The organism is Mediterranea massiliensis, from assembly GCF_900128475.1.
Lineage (GTDB): Bacteria > Bacteroidota > Bacteroidia > Bacteroidales > Bacteroidaceae > Bacteroides > Bacteroides massiliensis_E.
The window spans coordinates 481,705-507,215 of record NZ_LT635835.1 but is presented as its reverse complement, the minus strand read 5'-3'; the positions used below and the strand labels follow the sequence as shown (position 1 = coordinate 507,215).

The window sequence follows — 25,511 nt, the reverse complement described above, 5'->3', positions numbered from 1 at the left end:
GGTTTTAGGCTCACCGCCGCATTTGTGCAGTGCGGTGTCTATTTCCCAGTCGGTATCACCGATGCCGAGGGATATGTATGTCCCTCTGAGCATACACCCGGCCAGCCTCAGTGCGGCATCCTTCCTTTTTTCCCGGCGGAGCCTGTCAAATGCCGCGAGCGCGATTTCCCGGTTGGGTATTTTTATCGTAGTTTCCATATCGTTTCATTTTCAGTTTGCCGTTTCCTTGTCTTTCCCGCTGTCTTTTGCTGCCAGGACACCGAAAGGCAGATCGAGTATCCTGTGGTTAAAACATAGCGTTGAATTGTAGTCCGTGCGTTGCCAGAGGGTAAAATGGTCTCCGGCGAACGACCATCTGAAATAGCCTGACAGTGAGCCGAACTGCGGATTGACATTCCTGCTTATGAGGAAGCGGTTCACGTCCACGATGTGTCCCGCCGTCAGTAGTATGTTCAGTATTTCCACGAATGCCAGCTGCGAGTATGGGTCGATAGGCATTACAGGTCCTTTGAAGTTGATTTCCATATCTTTTGTCTTTTAGTCATAATTGTCATCAAATATTTCGTAACGGAATGGNTGTTTCTCGATGCCGAATACAGTGGCTTTCCCCGGACAGTGGCAGGCACGGAAAAGGACATGCCCCCTGAAGGCGGGGAACGGTGTTCCGTAATCCGGGTTGTTCTCTTCCTCTATCTCGTGGTCCCTGTTTTCGTGGTAGACCTGCGGGCTCCAGCATATCATATTTACGGAGTTGTTGTAGAGTAGTTCGAACTGGCTGTACAGTTCCGCGATGTTGTTGCGGGTGGTTGTTCCCGTGTCGAGGATCTTGTACCTGAGCCTCCTGAATATGCACAGGATGTTTCTTGTACGCTGCGATGTGGGATTGGTGATTTCGTCCGACTCGTCGAAGACAAGGCACAGCTTGCCGGAAGTGCGTTTCACGAAACGCATCAGTCCTCTTTTCAGTTTCCGGAGCATGGAGGTGGAGACGACAAGGAATGTCCCTTCCGGTATGTTGTTGAGGTCGCCGGCGGTCTGTATTGTACGGAAGCGTTCCTTGTTTATGGTAAGGAACGGTATCCAGGTCATGTTGGTGGCGATGGCCGGGGCAAGTATGATGACGTTCTTTGCCTTTCTGAACTTGAGCAGGTATTTCGCCCTGTGATAGACGGCGGCGGTCTTGCCTGAACCCTGCTGCCAGTTCAGCAGGGCGTAGCGTTTCTGCAACACGAGGTTCAGGTCGTGTTTCTGCAAGTCCGTGAATTCGCAGACTTCACCGTCCTTGTTGATGAATGTGGTGCGGTCCAGGTATTCCTTCAGGCCGGCATCTTCCCGCATTTCCGCAAACTGGAGATTCTGGGTCTCGTATTGCCTCTGTTTGCGCCGTATCAGTTTACTGGCGGCACGGATCTGCCGCATGTTCTTTTCTGTGACGTTTTCCGGCATCGGGAGTTCGGCCCTTCCGAGTATGAGGTCGTTGATGCCTGCGGCCTTGTGCGTGACCTTGTCAAGCAGACGCGGGGCATATTGCTTCAGCTTGAAGCCGTAGGATGTCTTCACCAATGCCACTTCCTTGCGCGGCACCACGTTCTGCGAGGTGATGTACCTGCGGATGATGCCGAGAACCTTGCCGGTGGTCAGCTTCTTGCGTTCCCATTCCTTTATCTGTTCCCGGGTGGCATTTTCCGGCGGTTTCTGGTTGCGGAATTTGGACACCAGCGCCTCCGCCTTTTCGACATGCCTGTTCAGCACGGCATGGGCTTTCAGCTCGTACATGTATTTGGCGAGCCTGTACTCGAACTGTTCCAGCTCTTCTTTGTCTATATGGTTGCACTCCCGCATCAGCTGGAGGCGCAGCCGGTGTTTCATTTTCCGCACTTCGGCTATGCGTTTCTTCAGCTCATCCATGCTGACAAACTCTTCCGCGTTGTAGGGCTGCATTTCAATATGGAGGGAACGGCGGAGGAATACCATGATTTTTGTTGCGAAATTCTGTACGCCCACCGTAGAGAAGGCTGAATGTTCCAGCCTGGTCTGGCCGATGAAGGAGAAATTCGAGTTGATTTTCGCCACGCGTGTCTTTTCCCAGAACTCGTTCTGCATGAAGGAGAGAGGGACGATGACCATCAGGATTCCGGCAGGGTTGAGCACGTCATAGGCCTTGTCCATGTAGAATTCCTGCGACAGCCTGTAATCAAATTTCAGGTTGAAGGGCGGATTTCCGACAATGATGTCGAAACGCTGTTCGGGATTGTACAGCTGTATGTCGCATTTCTCGATATGAGCTTCCGGGTAGAGGTATCTGGCAACGGCCACCGCCTTGCCGTCAATGTCGAATCCGTAGGCATTGTGCAGGTTGGGCAGATGGTTGAAGAAGTTGCCCATGCCGCAGCACATGTCAAGTACCATTTCCGCCGATGTCGGAGAAAGGGTCTCCACCATGCTCCGGCATATGTCGTGCGGGGTGAAGAACTGTCCCATCTCGAATTCCTTCTTGGCCTCGGCGTATTCATGGTAGCTGGTGAAATCCGACTGCCTGAGGTTGTGCAGTCCTCCGATTCCCGTGTAGCAGTTGTAGATGCTTTCCTTCGGAACGAGGTCCTTGCCGGAGTCTATGGCGAAAAGGATTTTCTCGTTGATCTCGGCACGCCTGTCCTGAGGAATCTGTTGGGGTATGATGGCATACATGTCTTTTCTTTTTTAATGGTTGGAAACGAAGACACCCCGCAAGGATGTCTTACGGGGTGTCTGAATAAGTATTTCATGAATCACTCTTCTCTGAGTGTGATTTCATCCAGCCGCAGCCTTCTGTAGCAGTTCTCTGCGGCCTGGCTGTCCTTGAAGCGTACGTCGATGCGTCCGTTCTTGTAGAACTTGATCTGTTCTGCGTTGCTCAGGGTGAGGTTGTACCATTCGGTTATATCCACATTGCGTCTATCAAGGCCGATGACCATACCGCTTGAACCGTTTATCACGTCATCTGCTCCGTATGCGATACCTTCGCAGAAAATGTCCACTTTCCTTCCGCAGTCATACGAGAACTCATATTCCCGGTGGTATTCCAGATGGATGCTATCCCAGGATACGATGTCAGGGAAAGTTATCTTGTCCTTTTTCAGTTCGGGCTTCACCTTGCTCCAGCGGGAAGGCTGTACCGTTTTCAGGAAACGGGCCAGCAGTTCTTCCTCTGCGGTCTCACGGAAACTTTTTCCGCCGAGGTGTTCAATGACCATGTCCACGTAAGTCTGGTAGACCGGACGGAATCCCATGCGCATGGCCTTCTCGTCGATTACAGGAATGGGTACATCTACATTGTAGGTCCTGTTGAAATAGGAAATGATGCGACTCGCGAAATTCGCGTTGGCATTGCAGTTGTTGTCCGCAAGCTCGTTGATGAGGTCAAATGGTTTGAATTCGTTGTGGGTATAGTCATCCTCCCCGCTGTTGTTGAAATAGAAATTCCGTATGGAGACCTTACCGTTATTCTCATACTTGAAGCTCTTGATTTCCCGATACCGTTCCGCTTCTTCCTTGAAGATGTCATACCATCGGTCGATACGGTCAAGTGTCCTGTAGAGCTGGTCCTGCTGTAGCTGGCAATACTGCCGGTCCTGTTCTGTAATCTTGTCCTCGTTCCTTACTTGCACGTTCAGGATACCTGTAAGCAGGTCAGTGTGGCTGCCTGCTGTTCTTGTTGCTGTTGTCTGCATAACTGTATTGTTTTAGAGATTGTCAATTTCGGGTTTGATACGGTAACAGTAGGTGATGTGGCTGTCCATGTCCTTGACCAGCTTGACCTGTTCGGGATGGAAGTTGAGACGCCGTTCCATGGCCGGGGCATCTATCTTGTCCCATTCGTGCTGCGGCAGGAACCGGTTTTCATGTCGGAAACACCAGAGTACGATCTGGTTTTCCCAGTTGCCCTTGAACACAGTCCCTTCATAGTCCTTCAGGAACTGCCGGAAGTTCTCTTCGGTCCTGAAAGCTATGTCGTAGCCCTGGTATAGGTTGCGTGCGTCCGGACCCGTGTCCTTGGTCAAATAATATTGTCTCCATGTTTCCGTGGTGAAATCACCGTAGAGCGGATCAGGTTCGGAATAGGACCATAACGGTACTTTTGCCGTGAATGTGACGGCACCGTTGGCACACGCTCCGCAGTTTCCCCAGTCCTTGAATGCACCTTCCGTCCATCTGACGAATTTCAATTGCTTGGGGTCAATATGGTGGAAGGCCCCTCCGCTGACGCTCAGCCGGATATTGGCGTCCTGCTCCCATACAAAGGGAATATAAGGTTCTTCACAGATGGAAATCCGACCGCTCTCTTCATCATTGTTTTCAATAAGGGCATTGCCGTAATATTTCCCGTATCTGTCCACATAGATGAGTCTGTCACCTATCTGTGGAGTCTTTTCCGAGCGTGTCCTTTCTATCAGTTCCACATAGCCGTTGGCCATATCCACGTCCTGCTGTGTCAGCCAGTGTTCATGATCGTACAGAATGTTCAGTGGTTTGAGTGTTTCCACCGTGTACTTGTTCTTTGTTGCCTGTAACATAACATTTGATTTTTTGTTAGTCCGGCTTCTGGGGCCGGAGTTCCCATAACTACAGGCCTAAAAAGGTCGTGTTCCGTACATGCAAGGCTTCGGGAAAAAATACCGCAAGCCCTCCGGGGCGAGGATGATTTTTTCCACGAACCCGAAGGGCTTGGCCTTGCTTGTACGGGAAGAACACGAATTACCTTTGCCTGTGGTTATGGGGACTCGGCTACGGTATGCTCGTTTTTCCCGATATGTTTTTATTCCGTAAGATTGCAGCCGTTTATATGGCCTTTTCAGAAAGAAATGTTATCTTTGCAAGTGAGATAAAGAGTTATTTGAAAGCATGAGAAATATGGCGGTTCGGAACAGTCCGGCTTTTTCTTATCCATTGCCCGTTCTCGTGCGAGTTTTATCCAATCTGTTGATAGTCAAATAAAACCTACCTGATTACAACAAATATAAAAAAAGGTGAGAGGAGAGGCAAATGAAAAACGTAGTTTTTTAATTTGACTATGCCGAGGCGCCTCCTGTATTATTCTATCCCCGCTGTCATTCTGAGCAGAAACGAAGAATCTCAAAAATCACTTTCGGCTAACTGTAATTGTAATTTGTAATTGCAGAGGAAAATAGTCACTATTCCTTACACATTTTCTCCATATTCTGTTCTTGAATTTGCAGCTGTCGAATAGGAAACCGTTTGCATGCTATATGTTTTCGGCTCACTGGCCATGCCTTCATTATCCGTCCATTGCTCGCATTGGCGGATTACTGTTTCGAGTGCATTTGCTGCTTCTTCTGGCGGGTAGTGATATTTCTTCAGCAGACGTTTCACCATCTTGCGCATACCTGCACGGGCAGACTCTTTCTTCTGCCAGTCTATCGTACGATTCTTACGAAGAATTTCTGTCAGTTCTTTTGTCATAGCCACCAGTTGCTCGTTGGTGTAGATGTCTTGAACAGCCTGCGGCTTGGTCAGGGCATCATAGAAAGACTTCTCTTCCCTCGTAAGTCCCAAATCATTCCCTGCCGATTCGGAGGACGAGATTTCTTTTGCCAGGTCCAAAAGTTCCTGTATCACCTCTTCGTTGGTAAGCAATCCTTTCAGATAATTGGACAGAGAACGGTTCAGCAGGTCTGAGAATTTTTCCGCCTGTACAATATTCGTTTTTTGATACAACGAGACGCGTTCGGCCAACAATCTTTTCAATAATTCAACCGCAATATTCTTTTCCTTCATCTTGGAAATTTCGTCCAAAAAAGCAGCATCGAACAACGAAAATTCCGCTTTCACGTCCGAGAAGAGATTGATGACGCCGTTACTCCTGACGCTTTGTTTGAGTAATTCGCCTATTCTTGCATTGATTTCGTGTTTGGTAACCCGTCCTTTTCCTGTCATCCGCGAGAGTAGCGTACGAACCGCTTCAAAGAAAGCAGCCTCATGACGCTGCTGTTCGTTCAGCAGGCTGCGGCACAACGTGATGGAGTTATGCAGCAGCATGACCTCCTTCAGGAATACCTGCCGTTGCTCCTGCTTGTCGGCTGACAGGATGAAGTTTACACCCCCTTTGATGATTTGGGCACATTCAGCGTCCGATGCCGTGCTGAAACGGCTGTAATCGTAGTTGTGGAACAGATTCTGACACACCTCCAGCTTTTCCCTGAACTTGAGCAGGGCCGTTTCTTTGATGTCAGGATTGCCAAAGTTCTTGCGGTCGCGTCGGGTATAGTCGTGCATGGCTTCCTTCAGTGCCTTGGCAATGCCGATATAGTCCACGACCAATCCACCCGCCTTGCCATTGAACACCCGGTTCACACGTGCGATGGCCTGCATCAGGTTGTGTCCGCTCATCGGTTTGTACACATACATCGTGGCCAGCGACGGCACATCGAACCCCGTCAGCCACATGTCCACCACAATGGCAATCTTCATCGGGTCGTTGTTGTCCTTGAAGCGTTTGGCCAGCTCTTTTTTGTATTGCTTGTTACCTATGACGGCGTGCCATTCTTCAGGATCTTTGTTGCTGGCCGTCATCACCACTTTCACCTTTTCCCTCCACTCGGGACGCAGTTCCAGCAGCTTGTCATAGATGCTCATGGCTATCGTGCGCGAATAGGCCACAATCATGGCCTTGCCCGTCAGTTCATACTGCCGGTTCTCTTCGTAATGTTTCACGATGTCGCGGCACAAGGAATCGATGGTGGCAGGCGCACCCAAAATTTCTTCCAGGTGCGACATTTCCTTTTTGCTTTTTTCGATCTGCTCTTCGGTAGCCCCTTCTTCAGCCAGCAGGTCGTATTCGTCGTCGATGGCCTTCAGCGTAGCCTCGTCCAGATTCAGATTGACCACACGCGATTCGTAATAGACAGGGCAAGTAGCCCCGTCGGCCACTGCCTGCGTCATGTCGTACACGTCGATGTAGTTGCCAAACACTTCGACCGTATCCCTGTCTTTCGTAGAGATGGGCGTTCCTGTAAAGCCAATGTACGAGGCGTTGGGCAGGCAGTCATGGATGATTCGTGCCGTTCCCACCACGCGTTTGGCCACTTCTTCACCCTGCTCGTTTCGGGTCATGCGTATCTTCTCTTCGAAACCATATTGCCCCCGATGGGCTTCGTCGGTCATCACCACGATGTTTTTTCGAAGCGACAATGGCTCGGCCGACTCCTCGAACTTCTGCATGGTGGTGAAGATAATGCCGTTGGCCTCGCGTCCTGCCAGCAGTGCTTTCAGGTCGTCGCGGCTCTTTGCCTGAACAGGCACCTGCCGCAAGAAGTCCTTGCACTTGGCAAATTGTGTGTACAGCTGGTCGTCGAGGTCGTTGCGGTCGGTAATCACCACGATGGTGGGTTGCGAAAGCTCGTCCTGCAACAGATGGGCATAAAACACCATCGAAAGCGATTTTCCGCTGCCCTGCGTGTGCCAGAAGACGCCAATCTTGCCGTCATTCTGTACTGCTGTTTTCGTCCGCTCGATGGCCTTCTTCACAGCAAAATACTGATGGTAGGCCGCCAGTATCTTGGCTGCCCCCGCTTCGTCTTTCGAGAAGCAGACAAAGTTACGGACGATGTCCAGCAACCGTCCCCGTTGGAAGATGCCTTCAAAGAACGTATCATAGTCGGCAAAGTCCGTACTTTCATAATCGCCGTCCCTGGTTTTCCATTCCATGTAGCGGTCTTCCTTGCTGGTAATGGTTCCGGCCTTCGAGCAAGCCATGTCGCTCATCACGCAGAAAACGTTGTACACAAACAGCGACGGAATCTCCTGCATGTAGTTGCGCAGCTGCCGATAGGCTTCCGAAGCGTCGGTCTCTTCGCGCGAGGGCGACTTCAGCTCCATCACCACCAGCGGCAGGCCGTTGACAAACACAACCAGGTCCGCCCGCTTTTCCGAATGCTCGACGAACGTCCACTGGTTGACAATCTGAAAATCATTGCGTTCCGTGTGTGCGTAGTCTATCAGATACACCAAGTCGTTGCGCTGCTCCCTGCCGTCGAAGTACGACACCTCGATGCCATGTTGCAGGTAGTCCATAAAGCGTTCGTTCTTCTGCGCCAGGCTTCCTGTATCGATGTCCTTCAGCTTGCCCACAGCCTCCTGCAAGGCCGCTTGTGGTTTACCTCTGTTCAGGTTGGCAAGGCTCAGCAGGAGCTGCTCTTCATAGAACGGCACGTAATAGTCGCGCTCTATGTCGGGGCCATACAGATGTCGGTAGCCCATCTGCTCGAAGAGGGCTATCACCGCTTTTTCATAATTGTCTTCTGTGAACGACATGGCATAATATTAATTGGTTGTTAGCAAGTTTGTGAATTTATTTTGGCTCCTTTCAGGATATTTTGTTTCCACAAATCGCCTAATGTATAATCGTTTAACCAGGCGTTCAGTTCTTCCGAAGAATGTCTTTTCATTACCGAGGCGCCTTCTGTCTGGTTGACGGTAATCACGTCTTCGGCGTTGAAGTTCGTTATCAGGTCAGCGCTTTGGGTAGCAATAATCACTTGGGTGCCTCTGGACGCCACCGACTTTATCAGGCCGGCCAGCTTCTGTATGGCCAGGGGGTGAAGCCCCAGTTCGGGCTCGTCGATGATGATGACTTTTGGGGGCACGGGTTGCAGAAACAGCGTGGTCAGTGCGATGAAGCGCACGGTTCCGTCGGAGAGGTCTGTCGGGCCATATACAGTAGAACTGAACTTGTCTGTCCATTGCAGGCGGACCGTGTCGGCAGCACTCACGTTGAAGTAGAAATCGCTGAAGTAGGGCGCGATGCTCTGGACGACGCGCACAATCCGTTTGTAGGTGATGGGCGAATTCTCTCGGACAGCATACAGAAAAGCGGCCAGATTTTCCCCTTTCTCATACAGATAATAGGCGTCGTTCACGATGTGACTTTCCTTGGTGAACGGAGAACTTTTGCCCGTGTCGTGAAAATGATATTTCTTTATTTCAGACAGATATCTACGGATGTGTTCACCAATCGACAATCCGCTGTACGACTTTATGCAGGCCTCGTTGCCGAAGCTGGCAATGTCGGAGTACGAGCTATGGTATCCCAGTTTCTCTTTTGAGAACACAAACCTGTTGTCTCCTTCTTTCAGCTCAAACGAGTAGGAGTTGTTCTTGAAACAGATTGTGGCTTCGATGGCATCCGTCGTCTTGCTGCCTTGGAAGAAGTATTTGTCCATACCTCCGTTCAGCGCCACATATTCCGTCAGCTTCTGTTCGTACAGGCGGTTGAGGAATTCAAAGAAAGACAAGAAGTTGCTTTTCCCCGACCCGTTGGCCCCTATCAGTATATTGATGGGGAGCAGGTCGAGCTTGAGTTCCTTGAACGATTTATATCCTTTTATTTCTATTTTGTCCATAGTCTGCTGTTGTTAGTAGGGGCTATTGCAAAGATAGCAATTTTCTGTGAATGGCTGGGTTATTGGCTTATTGAAAAATACTTCTGTCGTCCACATCAGTGATTGCAAGTTCGCCCGACATAAGGCGGGGGAGGAGGGTGTCGCGGAGTTTGGATAAGTGATCAATTTCACTTTCTAAAACACATTGTTGGGAAAAAAGAGGATTTAACATGAATTCAAAATTTTCAAATATTGATTGTGGAGGAATTTTTAATTTTAATGATTTCATTAATGCTCCTGAAGCTTCTTTAAATGTAGATCCTGTAGCCAATGATTCAATATATTTCTTATATAATTGCAGAAAAAGATATATAAAACATGTTCCTGCTTTTGTCGGTATAACTGATTTGAAGCCTTGGTTTGTAGTTACTTCATTATTTGCAATAGCAATATATCCGATTGGCGCACGAGAACTAAATAAAACGCTTCCAGCAGGGATTTTTTTAGCGCTACTATTTCTATAACCAATCTCAGTAATATCATTTTCCCCTCTGGATATGTATTTAGACTTATTAATAGACAAATCTTTAGGGGTAATCCAAGGAATTCCATTTTCACAATAAAAAGATGAATTTGCTTTTGATGGTGTACCTCCACCTATAATTTGTCCTATTTCCTCTAAAGTGCCTACTCTCCATCCTTCAGGAATCATCCCCAACTCCGAATTCACAAACTTACCGTCCTTGAATGGTTCAAAATCTACAAACCAAGACTTGAATAAGGCTTGTGCCTGCTGCTCTAAATTTTCATTGATACGGCGGTTTAGTTCGATTTTGTCGTCAAGAGAGGAAAGAAAAGAAGCTATTTTTTCTTGTATATTCAAACTGGGAATGAAAACTTTAAAACCTCCAATAATATCTTGAGTCATTAAAGGTTGTGCTCCTCCAATATGTTGATGATGTAAATCAAGAGAAGACATTAAATAAAATAGATATTTAATATCAACTAAATCATTAGCAAATACAGCAATCGCATTATCTGAAACCCAACATTTTTTAGAACAATAATATACATTACCACAATAAGCGCCAACTCTTCCGACAACTATTGTATTCTCAGCATTGAACACATCAGCATAATCCATAATGCCATTACCACCATAAACAGGATATTGCCCTATGCATGATGGCCGTTTCTTCCCATTTTTCATAATGGTCAAATCAGATAATTTAAACTCTTTCCACTCTTCCATAAAATGAGAATTTATTGTCGTTAAATCCTAAACCCAATACTCCCCAACTGCTTCCGAATTTCCTCCTCCAGCTGATGCGATTTCTCGAACATCTCGGACAACTCCGAAGTGAGCCGTGTCATTTTCTCCTCGAAAGGCTCGCCGTCGTCTTCGGCCTCTGCGATGCCCACATAGCGGCCGGGCGTGAGGATATAGTCCTGCTTAGCCACATCATCGAGCGTAGCCACGGCGCAATATCCCTTTTCAGGCTCCAGCGTACCTGCCTCGAAGTCCTCGAAGGTGCGGGCTATGCGCTGAATGTCTTTTTCCTCGTCCAGCTCGCGCAGCTTGCGGGTGACCATTGTGCCCATCTGGCGGGCGTCGATGAAAAGAATCTTGCCCGGCTGCTTCTTGTTGCGGCTCAGGAACCACAGCGAAACGGGGATGCCTGTCGTATAGAACAGCTGCGAGGGCAGGGCCACGATGCCTTCCACGAGGTCGGCCTTGATGATGTTTTCGCGGATGCTGCCCTCGCCGCCCGATTGTGAAGAGAGCGAACCGTTGGCCAGCACCATGCCGATGCGGCCACGGGGCGAGAGGTGATAAATCATGTGCTGCAACCAGGCAAAGTTGGCATTGCCCGAGGGTGGAATGCCGTAGCGCCAGCGCGGGTCGTCCTGCAGCTTGTCGGCACCCCAGTCGCTCAAGTTGAAGGGCGGATTGGCCAGGATGAAGTCGGCTTTCAGCGTGGGGTGCTGGTCGTCGAAGAACGTGTCGGCAGCAAACTTGCCCAAGTCGGCCTCGATGCCGCGGATGGCCAGGTTCATCTGCGCCATCTTCCACGTCGTGGGGTTGCTGTCCTGCCCGAAGACGGAGATGTCGTTGAGGTTGCCCTGATGTTCGCCGATGAATCGGGCCGACTGCACAAACATGCCGCCCGAACCGCAGCAGGGGTCGTACACACGGCCGCTGAAGGGCTGAAGCACCTCGACCAGCGTGCGCACAATGCAGGCAGGCGTGTAGAATTCGCCGGCCAGCTTGCCTTCGGCTTCGGCAAACTTGGAGAGGCAGTATTCGTAGGTGCGGCCCAAGATGTCTTTCGTGTCGCCATGCTCCTTCATCTGAATGTTGGTGAAGAGGTCCACCACGTCGCCCAGCCTCCGCTTGTCCAGCTCGGGGCGGGCAAAATTCTTGGGCAGGATGCCCTTCAGGCGCGGGTTTTCTTTCTCGATCAGGCGCATGGCGTTGTCTATCGTAGTGCCCACTTCGGGTGTGTGGGCCGCTTCGGCCACGACTTGCCAACGGGCTTCCTGCGGCACGAAGAAGATGTTTTCGGCCGTATATTCGTCCTTGTCTTCCTCGAAGCCGTCGCCTTCGTCCACCAGTTCGTTGTATTTCACCTCGAAGCGGTCCGATATATACTTCAGGAAAATCAGCCCCAGCACCACGGATTTGTACTCCGAAGCGTCGAGATTTCCACGCAGCAAGTCTGCCGCCTTCCATATTTCTTTCTCAAAACCTATCTCTGCTGTATTGTTTGTCTTAGCCATATATATTTTTGTTTATACTATGACAAAGATATAAAACATAACGGCATAGTAAGAAGCGAAAAAGAAGTTTTTTCTTTTTGACATGCGAAAAGCTGCTTTCGGCTGTTAGGGATACATAAACAAATCACCCGCCCCTCATTTTTCTCTGAGGCAGCGGGTGTTTTACTTCGTGTCTGTGTTGTCAGCATGCAGCGTAGGGCTACATCATACAGCTGGTGACGCCCAGCGTGGTTCCGATGGCGGTCAGGATGGTGACCAGCGTCTGGATGATGGTTTTCCAAATAGTTTTCTTGTCCATTTCTTTAATTGAGAATTGAAAATTGAGAATTGAAAATTTAATTGAAAGTTGAGAATTGAAAATTGAAAATTAAGTTCGGCCGCATTCTTCATTTTCCATTTTCAATTAGCTTCGCTCAAAACCTCCTTTAATATTTACACTAAGGAATAGTCTCCATTTTCAATTTACAGCGGGCTTCCTTCCTGGTCGTCGCCGTCACTGCCGCTACCGCCGGGCTCGGGTTCCGTGCCGTCGTCGGTCAGCGTGCCGCCGGCGGTGTAGACGGCCAGCTCGGTGACGCGCGTGGACTTGCGCAGCTCGCTGTTGCTCCAGGTCTTGGTGTTGCGCACGTTCAGGTGGACGCCCGTGATGAGGCTGGTGTCCCAGGCGTCGGCCGTGTCGGCGCCCTTCGAGGAGATGCCCACGGAGAACAGGCCCAGGTCGCCCAGGCGGACGGACTTGCCGTCGAGCACCAGCTCCTTGAGGCACGACAGCATGTCGATGAGCACGCCGTGGATGACGCCGCGGGAGTAGGGCGAGTTGTGTTCAGAAATATGGGTGACGAAGTCTTCGAATTCCACCGTGCGGTCCTGCACGGCGCGGGCGTACCACTTGGCGGGTGCGTCGGGGTTCTGAGGCGACTTGGCCTGATAACGTCTGTACTTCAATGTTCCGATTGTTGACATAGCTTTGTTGTTTTAAATTGTGCTTAATTAATTGATAATTGAGAATTGAGAATTGAAAATGATCTTGCTCCGGCCGCAGGCAAATTCTTCATTCTTCATTCTTCGTTCTTCATTACGAAGGCAAAGATAAGGGGACTTTCGCTTCCCGCCAAATAAAACAGGCTGCTGAGTAGTGAAAATGTGTTAACGAAAATGGTAGATTATGTTAATAAAAATAATGCATTGATTTACAAGAACTAAGACGATGTTATCGCGCGTGGAAAGCATTGTTTTGGGTGGAGCGGCTGATTTCTTCTTGGGTTTGCATGGGGAAGGTTGCCTGGGAATGGATTTGAGGTAACTGTAATCTGTAATTCGTAAGCGGACTTCCGAAAAGCGGGCGATGGACAGCGTGCTATTACAATTACAGATTACAGTAAGCTAAAATTTAACGGGAGAAAGTGTGTACGGAATTTTATATTATATATATAAATATATATATATAATATAAACTGTTTAGGGAACACGCACTTTTCCGTTTTTGGGTAACTGTAATCTGTAATTGTAATAGACCTCAAAAAAGTATTGTTAAAATCGGCATCATGCTTTGCCGGTTTGAATGGAATCTGTATATTTGTTGAAAAATCGAATAACACCAACATAAAAAATAAATTGACAATCTAAAGCTATGAAACCCTATCTGCATTACCCATCCATCGTTTGTCGCCGATTTGCGCATGTCGACCACCTCGTCGGTAACAGTAAGTTGTGGAACGAGGTGTATTCCATCTTCAGCAGTTTGAAGAAGGAGCACAAGCTGTCTGTCTCTGCCATAGATGTGCTGAATGAAGTGTACCTGCAGAGCATGCGGGCTCTCCTGGTGAAGCATGCCGACGACGAGGACCTCTGGGAGGGGTATGTCTTCCGGAGCAGGTCCCTGAAGTCCGACTCTTCGGCCACCCAGCTGTGCCTGTCGCTGGTCTATGCGGCGCTGTGCCTGATGAGGATCCCCATCGAGCAGGCCGTGGAGCACTTGCAGATACTGAGGGAGAGGCACCTGATGGACGAGCACGGGAAGCCTTCGCGATTTTTTCACAGCGTATTTGTCATCCTGTGGCAGAAGGAGAGGAAACGGTCGCTGCCTTGGTACCTGGGCTTCCTGAGGGCGCCCGACTGGGACCACGTGTTCAACCTGGCAAGTTTTGACGTGCCCGCTCCGCTGCCCATGCAGGCGCATCGGGTGTGTGCCGAGATGACGGCCGAGGACTGGATGCTGGCAACGGGCTGCTTCGACGGCGCGTACGTCAGGGAGGTCGTCTTCCGCTGGCCCACAAAGGACGAGCGGCTGCAGGTGCTGGACAGCATCGAGAAGGCCTGCTACAGCCTGAAGGATAAGGAGTGTCCGCCCGGCATGCCTCCGGCGGGTGAGGCCGGAAAGCAGCAGGCGGTGTCCGAAGACTTCGACCTCATCCGGACGGAGATAGAGGCTGCCGTGGAGATGGAGGCCGAGACGAGGCTGCTGTCTGCCTTGATAGACAGGGCGGTGGAGCTGTTCAGCAAAGCGGGGCTGGTGGCGCTCCTTGCCTGCCTGACGACCATGAAGCACTCGGAATGCGTCAAGGAGCATGTGGAGCGGGTAGACAGGGCCATCAAGAAGCCCGACGACCAGGCGCCCCGCACGCAGTACAACTACTACGCCGGCGCCAACCACATCAGCGGAAGCCAGTTCAAGGGTGTCAGCATCGGTGCTGTGCCCGACAATCTAACTTTACCCCAAGAATGACATGGAAGACAACAAGCAACAACAGACGGTAGTGAAGAACTTCTACGGCGGCATCTACTTCGACCGCTGCCAGATGACAGACATCAAGTTCCAGACCATCGTGCAGGGCGACATGCACGTGGAGGCGGAGGAGGCACACCCCATACAGGACGATGAAGAGACGACGGAAGCAGAGCAAGAAAATGCTGGCCTCAATAACCTCATTTTTTCCCCTTCGCTATTTGCCACAGCCGAACGTCTTGGGCAGCTTCGCGATCTGATAGCTTCGGCATTGGAGCAACTGCAAGGGAAAAATGAACTCTTTTGGCTGCATGCTGCGTTGGACGATGCCGGAGTGATGAACTTTCAGACAAAAGATGTTGAATTCATCAGTCAGATGCAGGAATGGTTTCCTGATTCACCTTGGCTGAACTGTAGTGCAAGGAGCATAGCCAATGCCATTTCTACCGAACGGAACAAGTGGTTGCAAGAAGGAGAGAGGGTCAAGGTGACCAACTTGCGTGCTTCCCGCCAGCAGTTTGTCAAGATGATGCAGAATTCAGGTAAAATAGACCGCTTTATCCACATTGCATGTGACGGCCTGTATAAGGGGGTGATGAAGCTGAAGGCGGAGTTTCGGAAGTGAAAGAACGAGCTTTTAGAAATCGCTCAGATCGCGTGTCGGCGTGTAGTGAGTGATGTCACTGACAGGGAACCGGGCCTTGTTCAGACTGATGGCGTCGGTGATGAAGTTATTGCAGTCTTCTTGTGTGTAGATGCCTTTGTTCAATGCAATGGCCAGGATGTCTAAGGTGCCGATGTATTCAATGCCGAATGCGTCACAATAGTCGGCTACATCCCTGAAATTGCTGCTGGCCACCACTTCATGCCCGAAACGGGCCATCGACATGCAGGCCCTTTCGCCTTCACCCAAGAGCGGGCTTTCTTTCTTCAGGCGGAAGAATTCCTTCTTGACATGGTCGTTCATATAGGGAAAGCCTATGCGCGAAACTTTGCAGCGGGTCATCCAGGCGTCTACTTTGGCTTTGCGTTGGGGATCGGTAGGGTGCCAGGTGGCTTCTTTATACACATTGTCCACCACGTAGACGGCATGGGGAGCGAGAATCGTTGTCAGCGTGTCAATGCGACCAGTGGCAATGAAATGCGAAATGACGTCCGCGTCTACCAATATGACCTTATTCTTCGCCATCGCCCAGTTCATTTGAAAAGTCAAGGCCCATGTCGGCCAGTAATGAGAAATATTTTGCCTGCGAAATGAGTCCTGCATCATACAGGGCCCGTGCCTTCAGGTTGTAGTCTCCAACCAGCTCCGTCTGGCAAGTCGGTTCGTAGAGTCTGGTGCTGTAACCATATTCGATGGCCGATTTTCGGACATCTTTCTGGTAGCGGGCAAAAACCTCGTCGGTAATCCATCCCAAACCCTTCAGGCGCATGAGCAGTGCGCTGCGCGAGCATCCGAAGTTCTGCTCTATTTTCAGCAGGGTGGCAAGTGTGATTTTGTTCCTGCCTTGTTCTTTATCCGGCGTCAATTCCTTCAACCCCATTTCGGGTAACAGCAGGTAGGAGGCAAAAAGGTCGGCATTGTATTCTTCTGTTTCTTTTTTGTTGAACAACCCTGCATTGTTCTGCGATACGGTAAACTGTTCTTGATAAAGCAGGTGGTAGAGCTCATGGCAGGCGGTGAACCGTTGTTTGGCATAAGACTGGGCCGTATTGATCAGCATGAAGTATCGGCTGCCTCTGCCTGCTTGGCCAGCCTGGATACGGATGGCCATACCCGAAAAGTTGTCATCCAGCTTCCGAAACCAAGTCAGGATGTTCTTCTCTTTCAGAATCTGATGGATGCGTACAGGATCTTTCGTCGTGACGTGCATCTCTTCGCGCAGGCGCGTGGCCAGGCATTCCAATTCGTTTTTACTTCTCAAGCTCATTGCACATCTGGATATAGTTCTTGACAATCTTCTGGAATTGGGCTATCTGCTCCAGGTCGTTTATGGCTCCGTTTTTGCGGTATGCGCACGCTACGTTGGCCTGCATCAGTTCGGCATTTTCTTCCATCAGGTCGTATTCTTCCGCATTGTAGAGTGTTGCCAGTTTTTCAATCGCTTCCATAGGCACGACGGTGTCTCCACTTTCGTATTTGACATAAGCCGGTTGGCTGATACCTAAATATTGACTGATCTCTTGTTGGGAGTAGCCAAGGCGTTGGCGATAGCTGGCAAGGTTCTTGCCGATAATCTGATTGAGGGTCATGATAGTTGTGCGTTACGTTTTCTGCTTGCAAAGATAATGTTTTTCAGTTATATTTTATGCTATTTGGCTCTATTTTTGATGAAAATATAACTTTGCCTTTGTTGTTTCTGCTATGGATTGCCTTCTCTTCCCATAACTGTCGGACAGTTTCATCGGATAGATCGGACAAAACATTACATAGTCATCGGATTGGTCGTACATAGGTTGATTATCAGATTGTTATATCGCAATTATTCATCTTCCTTGCTCTATCTTTGCCTCAGTCAAGACGGACAAACCATCCCCGTCGTGGCAGTATAATATGAAGCAATTAATGAAAGTCGTAGCGCAGGGCGAACCCTTCGCGGTGCAGAGCCAGAAGGCCGAAAACGGACAGGTGATGAAGTGCAACATCGTGTTGCAGGAGGTGGGCGGCAAGTACGAAGACACGTACGTGGCAGCCATGCTGGGGCAGCTGGCCTCGTGCAAATTCTATGCGGGCGAGCTGGTGTATGCCGTCCTCCGCTTCCAGACGCGCGAGTACAACGGGCAGATGTTTCAGGACATTCTGGCGGTGGAAATCGTGAAAATGAAGAATTAAGAATGAAGAATTTTTTAAATGAAGAATGAAGAATGAAGAATGAAGAATTTTCAATTATCAATTTTCAATTATCAATTAATTAACCCTATTCACAACATTAAAACTTTTTGACACGACTATGAACGTAAAGATTCAAATCAGCGACGAAGCCTACAAGGCTTTGATGAACGGAAACGGACGCCTGGAGGGCAGTCTGGGATTGGTAAGCCCCACGGAGGGCAACTTCAACGCCTACCGNGCATCGGCGAGAGCCGCCTGAAGATGAGGATGGAAGCCTACTGGCAGACGGAAGGGTTTCTGTCTGACGACATCTACGAGGCCCTGCACGACGGGGCGGGGGAGGAGCCTGCCGAGGCGAAGCCGAAGGGCGTGTTCAGGATAGCCAGGGGGCAGAAGACGAACTTTGCGAAGATCGTCAGCGCCATGTTCGACCTGCGCATGTTCGAGGACGACAAGGGGCAGATAGCTTCCAACAAGCAGCGGCTGATGGACGAGCTGGGCCTGGTCTTCGGCACGGAGTTCAAGGCCCTGCCGCAGCTGCTCAACGCCAGCAAGCAGGGGGCCAGCTACACGGACGTGTTCGACCGCCTGAAGGAAAAAGCTGAAAAATATGACATAAAGTGACTTTACGTAAACTTTAGGTAAAGGGATGGTCTGCGCTCCATCCGCTAACTTTGCTCCTGCAATCAAGGGAAAAACAACCCCCTTGCTTGCGGGAGCTTTTCGTATTGGGGGCTTCCAACACAAAACACGGAAAAAAGAGATATGAAGCAATTAATGAAAGTCGTAGCGCAGGGCGAACCCTTCGCGGTGCAGAGCCAGAAGGCCGAAAGCGGACAGGTGATGAAGTGCAACATCGTGTTGCAGGAGGTGGGCGGCAAGTACGAAGACACGTACGTGGCAGCCATGCTGGGGCAACTGGCCTCGTGCAAATTCTATGCGGGCGAGCTGGTGTATGCCGTCCTCCGCTTCCAGACGCGCGAGTACAACGGGCAGATGTTTCAGGACATTCTGGCGGTGGAAATCGTGAAGATGAACGGTTAGCGGTGAACGGTTAGCGGTTAGCGGTAAGCGGTGAACGGTGAACGGTTAGTATGCTAACCACTAACCGCTAACCACTAACCACTAACCACTACGATACATTCTCAATTCTCAATTCTCAATTTTCAATTATCAATTATCAAACCCTATTCACAACATTAAAACTTTTTACACGACAATGAACGTAAGAATTCAACTCAGCGACGAAGCCTACAAGGCTTTGATGAACGGAAACGGACGCCTGGAGGGCAGTCTGGGATTGGTAAGCCCCACGGAGGGCAACTTCAACGCCTACCGGCGCAGCACGTCGAGGTCCAGCAACAAGTACATCAAGCTGCCCCACGGACGGGCCAGCGTGGGCGACAGCCACGTGCGCCTCACCCTGCGCATCGCCCTGGACGAGGCGGACATCACGCCGGCAGACGTGCTCATCGACGAAAGCCGCCAGGCAAGCGACTTCGTGGATCGGGTGTTTGATACGGAATTTTAATTTTTAGAATTCAGGAGTTAAGGAGTTAAGAAGTTAAGCCGATAGCTTGGCTAACGAAATTATTAAACAATATTCATTGGAGGTATTGGCTTAACTCCTTAACTTCTTAACTCCTTAATCCCTTAACTCCTTAATCCCTTAACTTCTTAACTCCTTAAAAATGAAATTCGGAATAAGCAATAACGTAAAGAGCCGGGTGGTGCGCGAATGCACCCCCGAGCTGTTCCACCAGGCACTGGCTTCGCCCCTCGTGGTCCGTGTCTGCGCAGAGATAGAAGACGCCCTCGAGGCCGTGCGCCGGGGCGAAATGTCGAAGGGCGACTTCGAAACCCTGAAGGCCGCCCGCAAGAAGATGCTTCCCGTCATCACCCCGCACGCCACGTTCCGCAACGGCCGGCGGCTGAACGCCGACGCCATCCCCAGCGGCCTGTCGATGTACGACGTGGACCACATCCCCGACCCGCGCGGCTACTACGACGACCACATCCGCGGACGTGAAGCCCAGCTGGGCATCGTCCTGGCCCACATCACACCCAGCACCGAGGGCCTGCGCCTGCTGTTCGTCATCCCCGCAGGGATGGATCTGGCCGCGGCCCAGCGGTGGATGTCCACGCAGCTGGGCGACGGCAACTACGACGCCAGCGTGAAGGACTATGCCCGCTCGTCGTTCGTGGTGCCCGAGGGGTATGTGCTCTACCTCGATGAAGAGCGATTGTTCGCCCCCGCCGTTCCCCCTGTAGGGACGCACCATGGTGCGTCCGATACCAACGATGATGCCGCTGCGGATGCCGCCACCGATGCACCCCATACGGACGATGCCGCCGATGCCGCCAATACGCCCCAAGCGGACGCACCGTGGTGCGTCCCTACATTTAAGGGGGTACCCTATTCGGAAATAATCCAACAATGGTTCCTCCTGGCGGGTGGCGAACCCGTGCAGGGCGAGCGCAACGACAAACTCCACCGCCTGGCCTCGCACCTGCGCTACATTGCCGACAACGACGAGACGCTGCTCCTGCAAGTGATGCCCCGTTACGGCCTCTCCGAGGAGGAGATGAAGGGGCTGATACACTCCGCCTGCTCGGCGAAATGGTACTCGATGCCGAAGATGCTGAAAGAAGCCCTTGAAAATGAAGAACGAAGAATGAAGAATGGAGAATCGACCGAAGATGGTGAAAATTCTTCATTCGGAGGCGAAGCCGACATTCTTCATTCTTCATTACCCAAGCGCTTGCCTGCCCTGATCAAGCTCCTCGTCAGCCGCACCCCCGACGTCTACAAGCCCGCCGTGGCGCACGCCGTCTTCCCCTCGCTGGCCGCGCATCTGCATAAAGTACGCTTCTGTTATATTGACAACGTGGAGCACGAAGCCACCCTGATGAACGTGCTGATGGCCGGCACGGGCGCAGGCAAGGACTGCATTTCGGAGCCCATCAACCGCATCATGGCCGACATCCGCCGCCGCGACGAGGACAATCTGCGCCGCGAGCGTGAATGGAAGAACGAAGTCACCTCGAAGGGAGCCAACAAGGACAAACGCCAGCGCCCCGAAGGACTTATCATTCAGGAGATTGACGCCGACATGACCAACCCCGCCTTCGTGATGCGCATGGCCGAGGCGGACGGACATTTTCTTTATACGAAACTGAATGAAATCGACCAGTTCGACGCGCTGAAGGGCACAGGGCGTGCAGGGCAGCAGTTCCAGATTATGTGCCTGTCCTTCGACCCCGGCAACCGCTACGGACAGACGCGTGTGGGCGTGCAGAGCGTCACGGAGAAGGTGACCATCCGCTTCAACTGGAACGCCTCGACCACCATCCAGAAAGGCAAGCGCTACTTCAGCCGTGTGCTGACAGACGGGCCCATCTCGCGCATCAACTTCTGCACCATCCCCGAGCGCGAAATCGGCGCGGACATGCCCGTCTATGGCACCTACGACGCTGCCTTCGACGAGGAGCTTCGTCCCTACATCGAGAACCTCGTCAAGGCACAAGGATTGATAGATTGCCCGCAGGCCTACAAACTGGCCAAGACGTTGAAGGAGGAGTGTGCCGAGTTCGCCCGCCTTTCGCAAAGCCGCGTGTACGAAAACCTCTCCTTCCGCGCCAACGTCATCGCCTGGCTGAAGGCGTGCGTGCTCTTCGTGGCCAACGGCTGCCGTTGGGACAAGACGTTCGAGGACTTCATCCGCTGGTCGCTCCGCTACGACCTGGCCTGCAAGATGGAGTTCTTCGGGGCGGACATCGAGGAGGCACAAACAGTCAGCCTGCGCAACACCAGGGGCCCGCGCAACCTGCTGGAGCTGCTGCCCGACGAATTTGCCTATCAGGAAGTGGTGCAGGTGCGCCGTCAGGCAGGGATGGGCGAGAAGGGTACGCAGAACATGCTTTCGCAATGGATGCACCGCGGCTACATCTTACAGATGACAGATGACAGTTTTCAAAAATTAAAATTCAGAAGAGATGGAAATGACATTGACAAGAATCGCCAAGCGTAAGACCTACACCATAGGCCGCCTGGAGATAGACGGAACATACGTGTGCGACACGCTGGAGCCCGAGTGGCGCAACTTGAAGAGAAAACACAAGGTGAAGGGGCGTACGGCCATCCCCGAAGGGCGCTATCCGGTAGTGATCACCTGGAGCCCTAAGTTCGGCCAGTGGCTGCCCCTACTGCTCCACGTGCCCCTGTTCGAGGGCATCCGCATCCATGCGGGCAACACGCCCGCTGACACGGCAGGCTGCATCCTGCCCGGCGAGAACCGCAAGGCCGGCCATGTGATAGGTTCCACCCGCTACGTCCGCCTGCTGAAGCAGCGCATCGTCGAGGCCAAGGAGCGGGGCGAGGGTGTGTGGATCACCATCAACTGACGCCAAGGCGCAGAAAAAGAAGAGGCTGCATCAAGAATGAATAAGTTCGTTTCTTGATACAGCCTCAATTTTCAACTTTCAAATTTCAATTTTGAACTCTCATTGCTTCTCGTCGTTCTTGCGGATCTCCACGCGGCGTATCTTGCCGCTGATGGTCTTGGGCAGCTCGTCCACAAACTCGATGACACGCGGATATTTGTAGGGGGCGGTGACGCGCTTCACGTGGTTCTGAAGCTCCTTGACGAGGGCATCGCCGGCCTTGTCCTTATAGGCCTTGGAGAGGACGATGGTGGCCTTGACAACCTGGCCGCGGATCTCGTCGGGCACGCCGGTGATGGCACACTCGACGACGGCGGGATGGGTCATCAGCGCGCTTTCCACCTCGAACGGGCCGATGCGGTAGCCCGAACTCTTGATGACGTCGTCCGCACGGCCCACGAACCACAGGTAGCCGTCTTCGTCTTTCCACGCCACGTCGCCCGTGTAGTAGATGCCGTCGTGCCAGGCCTCACGGGTGCGCTCGGGGTCGCGGTAGTATTCCTTGAACAGGCCGAGGGGCTTGCCCTTGTCGGTGCGGATGACGATTTGTCCCTGCTCGCCGGCCTCGACAGAGCGGCCTTCGGAGTCGATGAGGTCGACGTCGTATTGCGGGTTGGGCAGGCCCATGCTGCCGGGCTTCGGCTCCATCCAGGGCATGGTGGCCACGGTCAGCGTGGTTTCGGTCTGTCCGAAGCCTTCCATCAGGCGGATGCCCGTGAGCTTCTTGAAGGTGTCGAACACGGCGGGGTTCAGCGCCTCGCCCGCGATGGTGCAGTACTCGAGGTGCGACAGGTCGTACTTGGTGAGGTCTTCGTGGATGAGGAAGCGGAAGATGGTGGGCGGCGCGCAGAGCGAGGTGACGTGGTAGTCCTGTATCTTCTGCAGGATGTCGGCGGGGGTGAACTTCTCGTGGTCGTAGACGAAGACGTTGGCGCCGGCTATCCACTGGCCGTAGAGCTTGCCCCATACAGCCTTGCCCCAGCCCGTGTCGGCGATGGTGAGGTGGAGGCTGTCGGGCTTCAGGTTGTGCCAGATGTAGCCCGTGACGATGTGCCCCAGCGGATAGGTGAAGTCGTGGGCCACCATCTTGGGTTCGCCCGTGGTGCCGCTGGTGAAGTACATCAACGAGATGTCGTCGTTGGTGTTGGGGTGTTCGGGCTTGACGAAGGGTGTGGCGGCCTCGATGCCCTTGTGGAAGTCTTCGTAGCCTTCGGGCACCTCGGGACCTACGCTGACCAGACGCTTCACGCTGGGCGACTCAGGCATGGCGGCGGTGATGTGGTCGGTAATGACCAATTCGCCCGCGCAAACAATCATCTTGATGTCTGCGGCGTTGCAACGGTAGACGATGTCCTTCTTCGTCAACAGGTGGGTGGCGGGGATGACGACGGCGCCCAGCTTGTGGAGGGCCACGATGCTGAACCAGAACTCGTAGCGGCGCTTCAGGATGAGCATCACCATGTCGCCGCGGCCGATGCCGAGGCTCTGGAAGTAGCTGGCCGTCATGTCGGTATAGCGCTTCATGTCGCCGAAGCTGAACTGGCGGTGCTCGCCCTTGTCGTTGGTCCAGAGCAGGGCGGGTTTGTCGGGTTGCTCGGCGGCCCAGGCGTCCACGACGTCGTAGCCGAAGTTGAAGTTGTCGGGTACGTTTATCTTTAGGTTATCTATAAAATCCTGTTGGGAAGTAAATGTGGTTTGTTGGAGAAATCTTTCTATCATAGTTGTGCTAATTTTACATGATGATTGCCAGGAAGCGCACGGTCTTGCCGTCGAGGGCCTTCATGCCGTGGGGCAGGCTGGAGTTGAAGTAGATGCTGTCGCCTGGGGTCAGGGTGAGTTCCTTGCCGCCGATGCTCAGGAGCAGGGTGCCTTCGATGACGAGGTTGAACTCCTGTCCGGCATGCGTGTTGTAGTGCATGGGGCGGTCGTTGGGCTCTACGGTCACGATGAAGGGGTCGGCCTTGCGGTCCTTGAATCCGGCGGCCAGCGACTGGTACTTATAGGCCTTGGTGCGCTCCACGCTGATGCCCTTGCCGGCACGCGTCAGGAAGTAGGTGCTCATCTTGGGTTCTTCGCCGAACATCAGCGCGTCGAGGGCGATGTTGTAGTGGCGTGCTATCTGCTGGAGCATGCTCACGGAGATGTCGTGTTCGCCCGACTCGGCGCGTTCGTATTCGTCCTTGTCGATGCCGCATTCGTTGGCAATGTCGTTGGGAGTCAGCTCCATGGCGTCGCGCAATCCGCGCAGGCGCTCGGCTATTTGTTTAATCTGTTCGTCCATATTGTTATTTAGTGGTTAGTGGTTAGCGGTTAGTGGTTAGTATTAAATGGCACTGCTTTTTATTGCATTGATAATGGCCGAGGTGAAGCCGTCGTGCTCCAGGCTGTTGATGCCCTTGATGGTGAGGCCGCCGGGAGTACATACCTTGTCGATTTCGAGGGCGGGGTGCGTATCGTTGTTGAGGATGAGCTCGGCAGCACCCTTGACCGACTGGGCCACCATCTTCATGCCGTCGGCAGGACGGATGCCCAGCTCCACACCGGCCTGCATGGCGGCCTGGATGTATTTCAGCGCGTAGGCGATGCCGCAGGAAGTCATGGCCGTGGCGGCGGCAAACTTCTCTTCGGGCAGGAGGATGGCCATTCCCATCTCGTTGAAGAGGCTGAGCACCAGCTGTTCCTGCTCGGGCGTGGCGTTGCGGCTGGCCACGAGCGTCATGCTCTGGCGTTCGCTGATGGCCGTGTTGGGGATGAGGCGGAACATGGTCATTCCCTTGTCCGTCACGTAGTGGGCCAGCTCCTCGAAGGCGATGCCTGCGGCCACCGAGAGGATAATCTGGCGGCTCTTGATTTTCAGCTCCTTCAGGACGGGCTTTATCAGCCAGGGCTTCACGGCCAGGATGATGAAGTCGGCGCCCGTAACGGCTTCCTGATTGTTGTTTGTCACCTGCATGTCGGGGAATTCGGCCTGCAGGGCGTCGAGCTTGCCTTGCGAGGGGTTCGACACGATGATGTCGGCGGCCTGGAGGATGGTGCCCCGAGCCAGCCCGCGGGCGATGGATCCGCCCATGTTTCCTGCTCCGATGATGGCTGTTCTCATAATCTTTTGTTTTAGATGAGGATTGATGTCTGGCAAAGTTAATAAGTTTTGGGAAGAAAACTGTACGTCTTTGCAGGGAAAATGCGGACAGGGCCTTACTTTTTGTTGCTGGCGGGGGAATGGGGAGGCAGGAAAAGAGAAGGTATCATCCAAAAAAAACACAATGTCATCCTGAACGCAGTGAAGGATCTCGAAGCAGTTGTTCGTGTATCGAGATTCTTCACTACGTTCGGAATGACATTGTGATAGTCC

Annotated in this window: 24 protein-coding genes and 1 pseudogene; 8 read left to right on the top strand and 17 right to left on the bottom strand. The window is 52.2% G+C overall.

Annotated elements, in window-relative coordinates; genetic code table 11:
* The 11 genes and pseudogenes from BQ7483_RS04580 to BQ7483_RS04530 all read right to left on the bottom strand — a co-directional run.
* Positions 1-198 (bottom strand): hypothetical protein (locus BQ7483_RS04580; RefSeq protein WP_072544944.1); only part of this gene is annotated, 198 nt, incomplete at its 3' end.
* A 12-nt stretch (positions 199-210) separates the two neighbouring features.
* Positions 211-525, bottom strand: coding sequence for a hypothetical protein (locus tag BQ7483_RS04575; protein ID WP_005801751.1), 315 nt, complete (start codon positions 523-525; stop codon positions 211-213).
* Positions 526-579: 54 nt separating this feature from the next.
* Positions 580-2,688, bottom strand: a pseudogene (locus BQ7483_RS04570) (N-6 DNA methylase); the annotation flags it as partial.
* Positions 2,689-2,768: 80 nt separating this feature from the next.
* Positions 2,769-3,710, bottom strand: a complete 942-nt coding sequence (locus tag BQ7483_RS04565; protein WP_072544943.1) for a hypothetical protein — start codon at positions 3,708-3,710, stop codon at positions 2,769-2,771.
* A 12-nt stretch (positions 3,711-3,722) separates the two neighbouring features.
* Entirely contained in the window at positions 3,723-4,553 is an 831-nt protein-coding gene (locus BQ7483_RS04560) for a DUF4121 family protein (protein WP_072544942.1), read from the bottom strand.
* A 625-nt stretch (positions 4,554-5,178) separates the two neighbouring features.
* Complete coding sequence (locus tag BQ7483_RS04550) at positions 5,179-8,310, bottom strand: type I restriction endonuclease subunit R (protein ID WP_072544941.1); 3,132 nt, start codon at positions 8,308-8,310, stop codon at positions 5,179-5,181.
* Positions 8,311-8,330: 20 nt separating this feature from the next.
* Positions 8,331-9,398: an AAA family ATPase gene (locus tag BQ7483_RS04545; RefSeq protein ID WP_072544940.1), complete on the bottom strand. Its 1,068-nt coding sequence runs from the start codon at positions 9,396-9,398 to the stop codon at positions 8,331-8,333.
* A 67-nt stretch (positions 9,399-9,465) separates the two neighbouring features.
* Complete coding sequence (locus BQ7483_RS04540; protein WP_072544939.1) at positions 9,466-10,629, bottom strand: restriction endonuclease subunit S; 1,164 nt, start codon at positions 10,627-10,629, stop codon at positions 9,466-9,468.
* A 20-nt stretch (positions 10,630-10,649) separates the two neighbouring features.
* Complete coding sequence (locus BQ7483_RS04535) at positions 10,650-12,158, bottom strand: class I SAM-dependent DNA methyltransferase (RefSeq protein ID WP_072544938.1); 1,509 nt, start codon at positions 12,156-12,158, stop codon at positions 10,650-10,652.
* A gap of 199 nt (positions 12,159-12,357) precedes the next feature.
* Positions 12,358-12,456: a smalltalk protein gene (locus tag BQ7483_RS17700; RefSeq protein WP_021846582.1), complete on the bottom strand. Its 99-nt coding sequence runs from the start codon at positions 12,454-12,456 to the stop codon at positions 12,358-12,360.
* 164 nt (positions 12,457-12,620) lie between these two features.
* Positions 12,621-13,121, bottom strand: a complete 501-nt coding sequence (locus BQ7483_RS04530; RefSeq protein ID WP_072544937.1) for an HU family DNA-binding protein — start codon at positions 13,119-13,121, stop codon at positions 12,621-12,623.
* A gap of 667 nt (positions 13,122-13,788) precedes the next feature.
* Here BQ7483_RS04530 and BQ7483_RS04525 point away from each other — a divergent pair.
* Both BQ7483_RS04525 and BQ7483_RS04520 read left to right on the top strand, forming a co-directional pair.
* On the top strand, positions 13,789-14,883 hold the full coding sequence (locus BQ7483_RS04525; RefSeq protein WP_139247528.1) for a hypothetical protein: 1,095 nt from the start codon (positions 13,789-13,791) through the stop codon (positions 14,881-14,883).
* Position 14,884: 1 nt separating this feature from the next.
* Positions 14,885-15,508 (top strand): hypothetical protein, encoded by a 624-nt coding sequence (locus tag BQ7483_RS04520; protein ID WP_072544935.1) that lies wholly within the window; start codon positions 14,885-14,887, stop codon positions 15,506-15,508.
* A gap of 12 nt (positions 15,509-15,520) precedes the next feature.
* Here the strand turns inward: BQ7483_RS04520 and BQ7483_RS04515 are convergent, their stop codons facing one another.
* The 3 genes from BQ7483_RS04515 to BQ7483_RS04505 are packed head-to-tail and all read right to left on the bottom strand — an operon-like array spanning position 15,521 to position 17,136.
* Positions 15,521-16,072, bottom strand: coding sequence for a hypothetical protein (locus BQ7483_RS04515; protein WP_139247527.1), 552 nt, complete (start codon positions 16,070-16,072; stop codon positions 15,521-15,523).
* Positions 16,059-16,808 (bottom strand): ImmA/IrrE family metallo-endopeptidase, encoded by a 750-nt coding sequence (locus BQ7483_RS04510; RefSeq protein WP_204245999.1) that lies wholly within the window; start codon positions 16,806-16,808, stop codon positions 16,059-16,061. Before BQ7483_RS04510 ends, BQ7483_RS04515 begins: the two co-directional genes overlap by 14 nt.
* The gene (locus BQ7483_RS04505; RefSeq protein WP_022020149.1) at positions 16,798-17,136 is read right to left on the bottom strand and encodes a helix-turn-helix domain-containing protein; all 339 of its coding nucleotides are present in this window, start codon (positions 17,134-17,136) and stop codon (positions 16,798-16,800) included. Before BQ7483_RS04505 ends, BQ7483_RS04510 begins: the two co-directional genes overlap by 11 nt.
* A gap of 301 nt (positions 17,137-17,437) precedes the next feature.
* Between BQ7483_RS04505 and BQ7483_RS04500 the strand changes: the two genes are divergently transcribed.
* The 6 genes from BQ7483_RS04500 to BQ7483_RS04475 all read left to right on the top strand — a co-directional run bounded on the left by BQ7483_RS04500 (position 17,438) and on the right by BQ7483_RS04475 (position 22,120).
* On the top strand, positions 17,438-17,716 hold the full coding sequence (locus tag BQ7483_RS04500) for a hypothetical protein (RefSeq protein WP_072544933.1): 279 nt from the start codon (positions 17,438-17,440) through the stop codon (positions 17,714-17,716).
* A gap of 267 nt (positions 17,717-17,983) precedes the next feature.
* Entirely contained in the window at positions 17,984-18,340 is a 357-nt protein-coding gene (locus BQ7483_RS04495) for a hypothetical protein (protein WP_072544932.1), read from the top strand.
* Positions 18,341-18,481: 141 nt separating this feature from the next.
* Positions 18,482-18,760 (top strand): hypothetical protein, encoded by a 279-nt coding sequence (locus BQ7483_RS04490; protein ID WP_072544931.1) that lies wholly within the window; start codon positions 18,482-18,484, stop codon positions 18,758-18,760.
* 175 nt (positions 18,761-18,935) lie between these two features.
* Positions 18,936-19,247 (top strand): hypothetical protein, encoded by a 312-nt coding sequence (locus BQ7483_RS04485; RefSeq protein WP_072544930.1) that lies wholly within the window; start codon positions 18,936-18,938, stop codon positions 19,245-19,247.
* Positions 19,248-19,407: 160 nt separating this feature from the next.
* The gene (locus BQ7483_RS04480; RefSeq protein ID WP_072544929.1) at positions 19,408-21,747 is read left to right on the top strand and encodes a BT4734/BF3469 family protein; all 2,340 of its coding nucleotides are present in this window, start codon (positions 19,408-19,410) and stop codon (positions 21,745-21,747) included.
* The gene (locus BQ7483_RS04475) at positions 21,713-22,120 is read left to right on the top strand and encodes a DUF5675 family protein (protein ID WP_022021400.1); all 408 of its coding nucleotides are present in this window, start codon (positions 21,713-21,715) and stop codon (positions 22,118-22,120) included. The genes BQ7483_RS04480 and BQ7483_RS04475 overlap by 35 nt, the downstream gene beginning before the upstream one ends.
* Before the next feature lie 99 nt (positions 22,121-22,219).
* Here the strand turns inward: BQ7483_RS04475 and BQ7483_RS04470 are convergent, their stop codons facing one another.
* From BQ7483_RS04470 to proC, 3 genes are read right to left on the bottom strand one after another with little or no spacing between them, the layout of a single operon-like run.
* The gene (locus BQ7483_RS04470; RefSeq protein WP_072544928.1) at positions 22,220-23,878 is read right to left on the bottom strand and encodes an AMP-binding protein; all 1,659 of its coding nucleotides are present in this window, start codon (positions 23,876-23,878) and stop codon (positions 22,220-22,222) included.
* A gap of 13 nt (positions 23,879-23,891) precedes the next feature.
* Complete coding sequence (locus BQ7483_RS04465) at positions 23,892-24,440, bottom strand: helix-turn-helix domain-containing protein (protein ID WP_022021402.1); 549 nt, start codon at positions 24,438-24,440, stop codon at positions 23,892-23,894.
* 42 nt (positions 24,441-24,482) lie between these two features.
* Positions 24,483-25,259, bottom strand: coding sequence for a pyrroline-5-carboxylate reductase (gene proC / locus BQ7483_RS04460; RefSeq protein WP_072544927.1), 777 nt, complete (start codon positions 25,257-25,259; stop codon positions 24,483-24,485).
* Between the last annotated feature and the right edge of the window lie 252 nt (positions 25,260-25,511).

Excerpts from the sequence above, each read along its gene's own strand:
- BQ7483_RS04500 (WP_072544933.1), top strand. The coding sequence starts at position 17,438 with ATGAAGCAATTAATGAAAGTCGTAGCGCAGGGCGAACCCTTCGCGGTG.
- BQ7483_RS04470 (WP_072544928.1), bottom strand. The coding sequence starts at position 23,878 with ATGATAGAAAGATTTCTCCAACAAACCACATTTACTTCCCAACAGGAT.
- BQ7483_RS04575 (WP_005801751.1), bottom strand. The coding sequence starts at position 525 with ATGGAAATCAACTTCAAAGGACCTGTAATGCCTATCGACCCATACTCG.
- BQ7483_RS04505 (WP_022020149.1), bottom strand. The coding sequence starts at position 17,136 with ATGACCCTCAATCAGATTATCGGCAAGAACCTTGCCAGCTATCGCCAA.
- BQ7483_RS04495 (WP_072544932.1), top strand. The coding sequence starts at position 17,984 with ATGGAAGCCTACTGGCAGACGGAAGGGTTTCTGTCTGACGACATCTAC.
- BQ7483_RS04550 (WP_072544941.1), bottom strand. The coding sequence starts at position 8,310 with ATGTCGTTCACAGAAGACAATTATGAAAAAGCGGTGATAGCCCTCTTC.
- BQ7483_RS04520 (WP_072544935.1), top strand. The coding sequence starts at position 14,885 with ATGGAAGACAACAAGCAACAACAGACGGTAGTGAAGAACTTCTACGGC.
- BQ7483_RS17700 (WP_021846582.1), bottom strand. The coding sequence starts at position 12,456 with ATGGACAAGAAAACTATTTGGAAAACCATCATCCAGACGCTGGTCACC.
- BQ7483_RS04535 (WP_072544938.1), bottom strand. The coding sequence starts at position 12,158 with ATGGCTAAGACAAACAATACAGCAGAGATAGGTTTTGAGAAAGAAATA.
- BQ7483_RS04490 (WP_072544931.1), top strand. The coding sequence starts at position 18,482 with ATGAAGCAATTAATGAAAGTCGTAGCGCAGGGCGAACCCTTCGCGGTG.
- BQ7483_RS04475 (WP_022021400.1), top strand. The coding sequence starts at position 21,713 with ATGGAAATGACATTGACAAGAATCGCCAAGCGTAAGACCTACACCATA.
- BQ7483_RS04545 (WP_072544940.1), bottom strand. The coding sequence starts at position 9,398 with ATGGACAAAATAGAAATAAAAGGATATAAATCGTTCAAGGAACTCAAG.
- proC (WP_072544927.1), bottom strand. The coding sequence starts at position 25,259 with ATGAGAACAGCCATCATCGGAGCAGGAAACATGGGCGGATCCATCGCC.
- BQ7483_RS04480 (WP_072544929.1), top strand. The coding sequence starts at position 19,408 with ATGAAATTCGGAATAAGCAATAACGTAAAGAGCCGGGTGGTGCGCGAA.
- BQ7483_RS04465 (WP_022021402.1), bottom strand. The coding sequence starts at position 24,440 with ATGGACGAACAGATTAAACAAATAGCCGAGCGCCTGCGCGGATTGCGC.
- BQ7483_RS04565 (WP_072544943.1), bottom strand. The coding sequence starts at position 3,710 with ATGCAGACAACAGCAACAAGAACAGCAGGCAGCCACACTGACCTGCTT.
- BQ7483_RS04560 (WP_072544942.1), bottom strand. The coding sequence starts at position 4,553 with ATGTTACAGGCAACAAAGAACAAGTACACGGTGGAAACACTCAAACCA.
- BQ7483_RS04515 (WP_139247527.1), bottom strand. The coding sequence starts at position 16,072 with ATGGCGAAGAATAAGGTCATATTGGTAGACGCGGACGTCATTTCGCAT.
- BQ7483_RS04485 (WP_072544930.1), top strand. The coding sequence starts at position 18,936 with ATGAACGTAAGAATTCAACTCAGCGACGAAGCCTACAAGGCTTTGATG.
- BQ7483_RS04530 (WP_072544937.1), bottom strand. The coding sequence starts at position 13,121 with ATGTCAACAATCGGAACATTGAAGTACAGACGTTATCAGGCCAAGTCG.
- BQ7483_RS04540 (WP_072544939.1), bottom strand. The coding sequence starts at position 10,629 with ATGGAAGAGTGGAAAGAGTTTAAATTATCTGATTTGACCATTATGAAA.
- BQ7483_RS04525 (WP_139247528.1), top strand. The coding sequence starts at position 13,789 with ATGAAACCCTATCTGCATTACCCATCCATCGTTTGTCGCCGATTTGCG.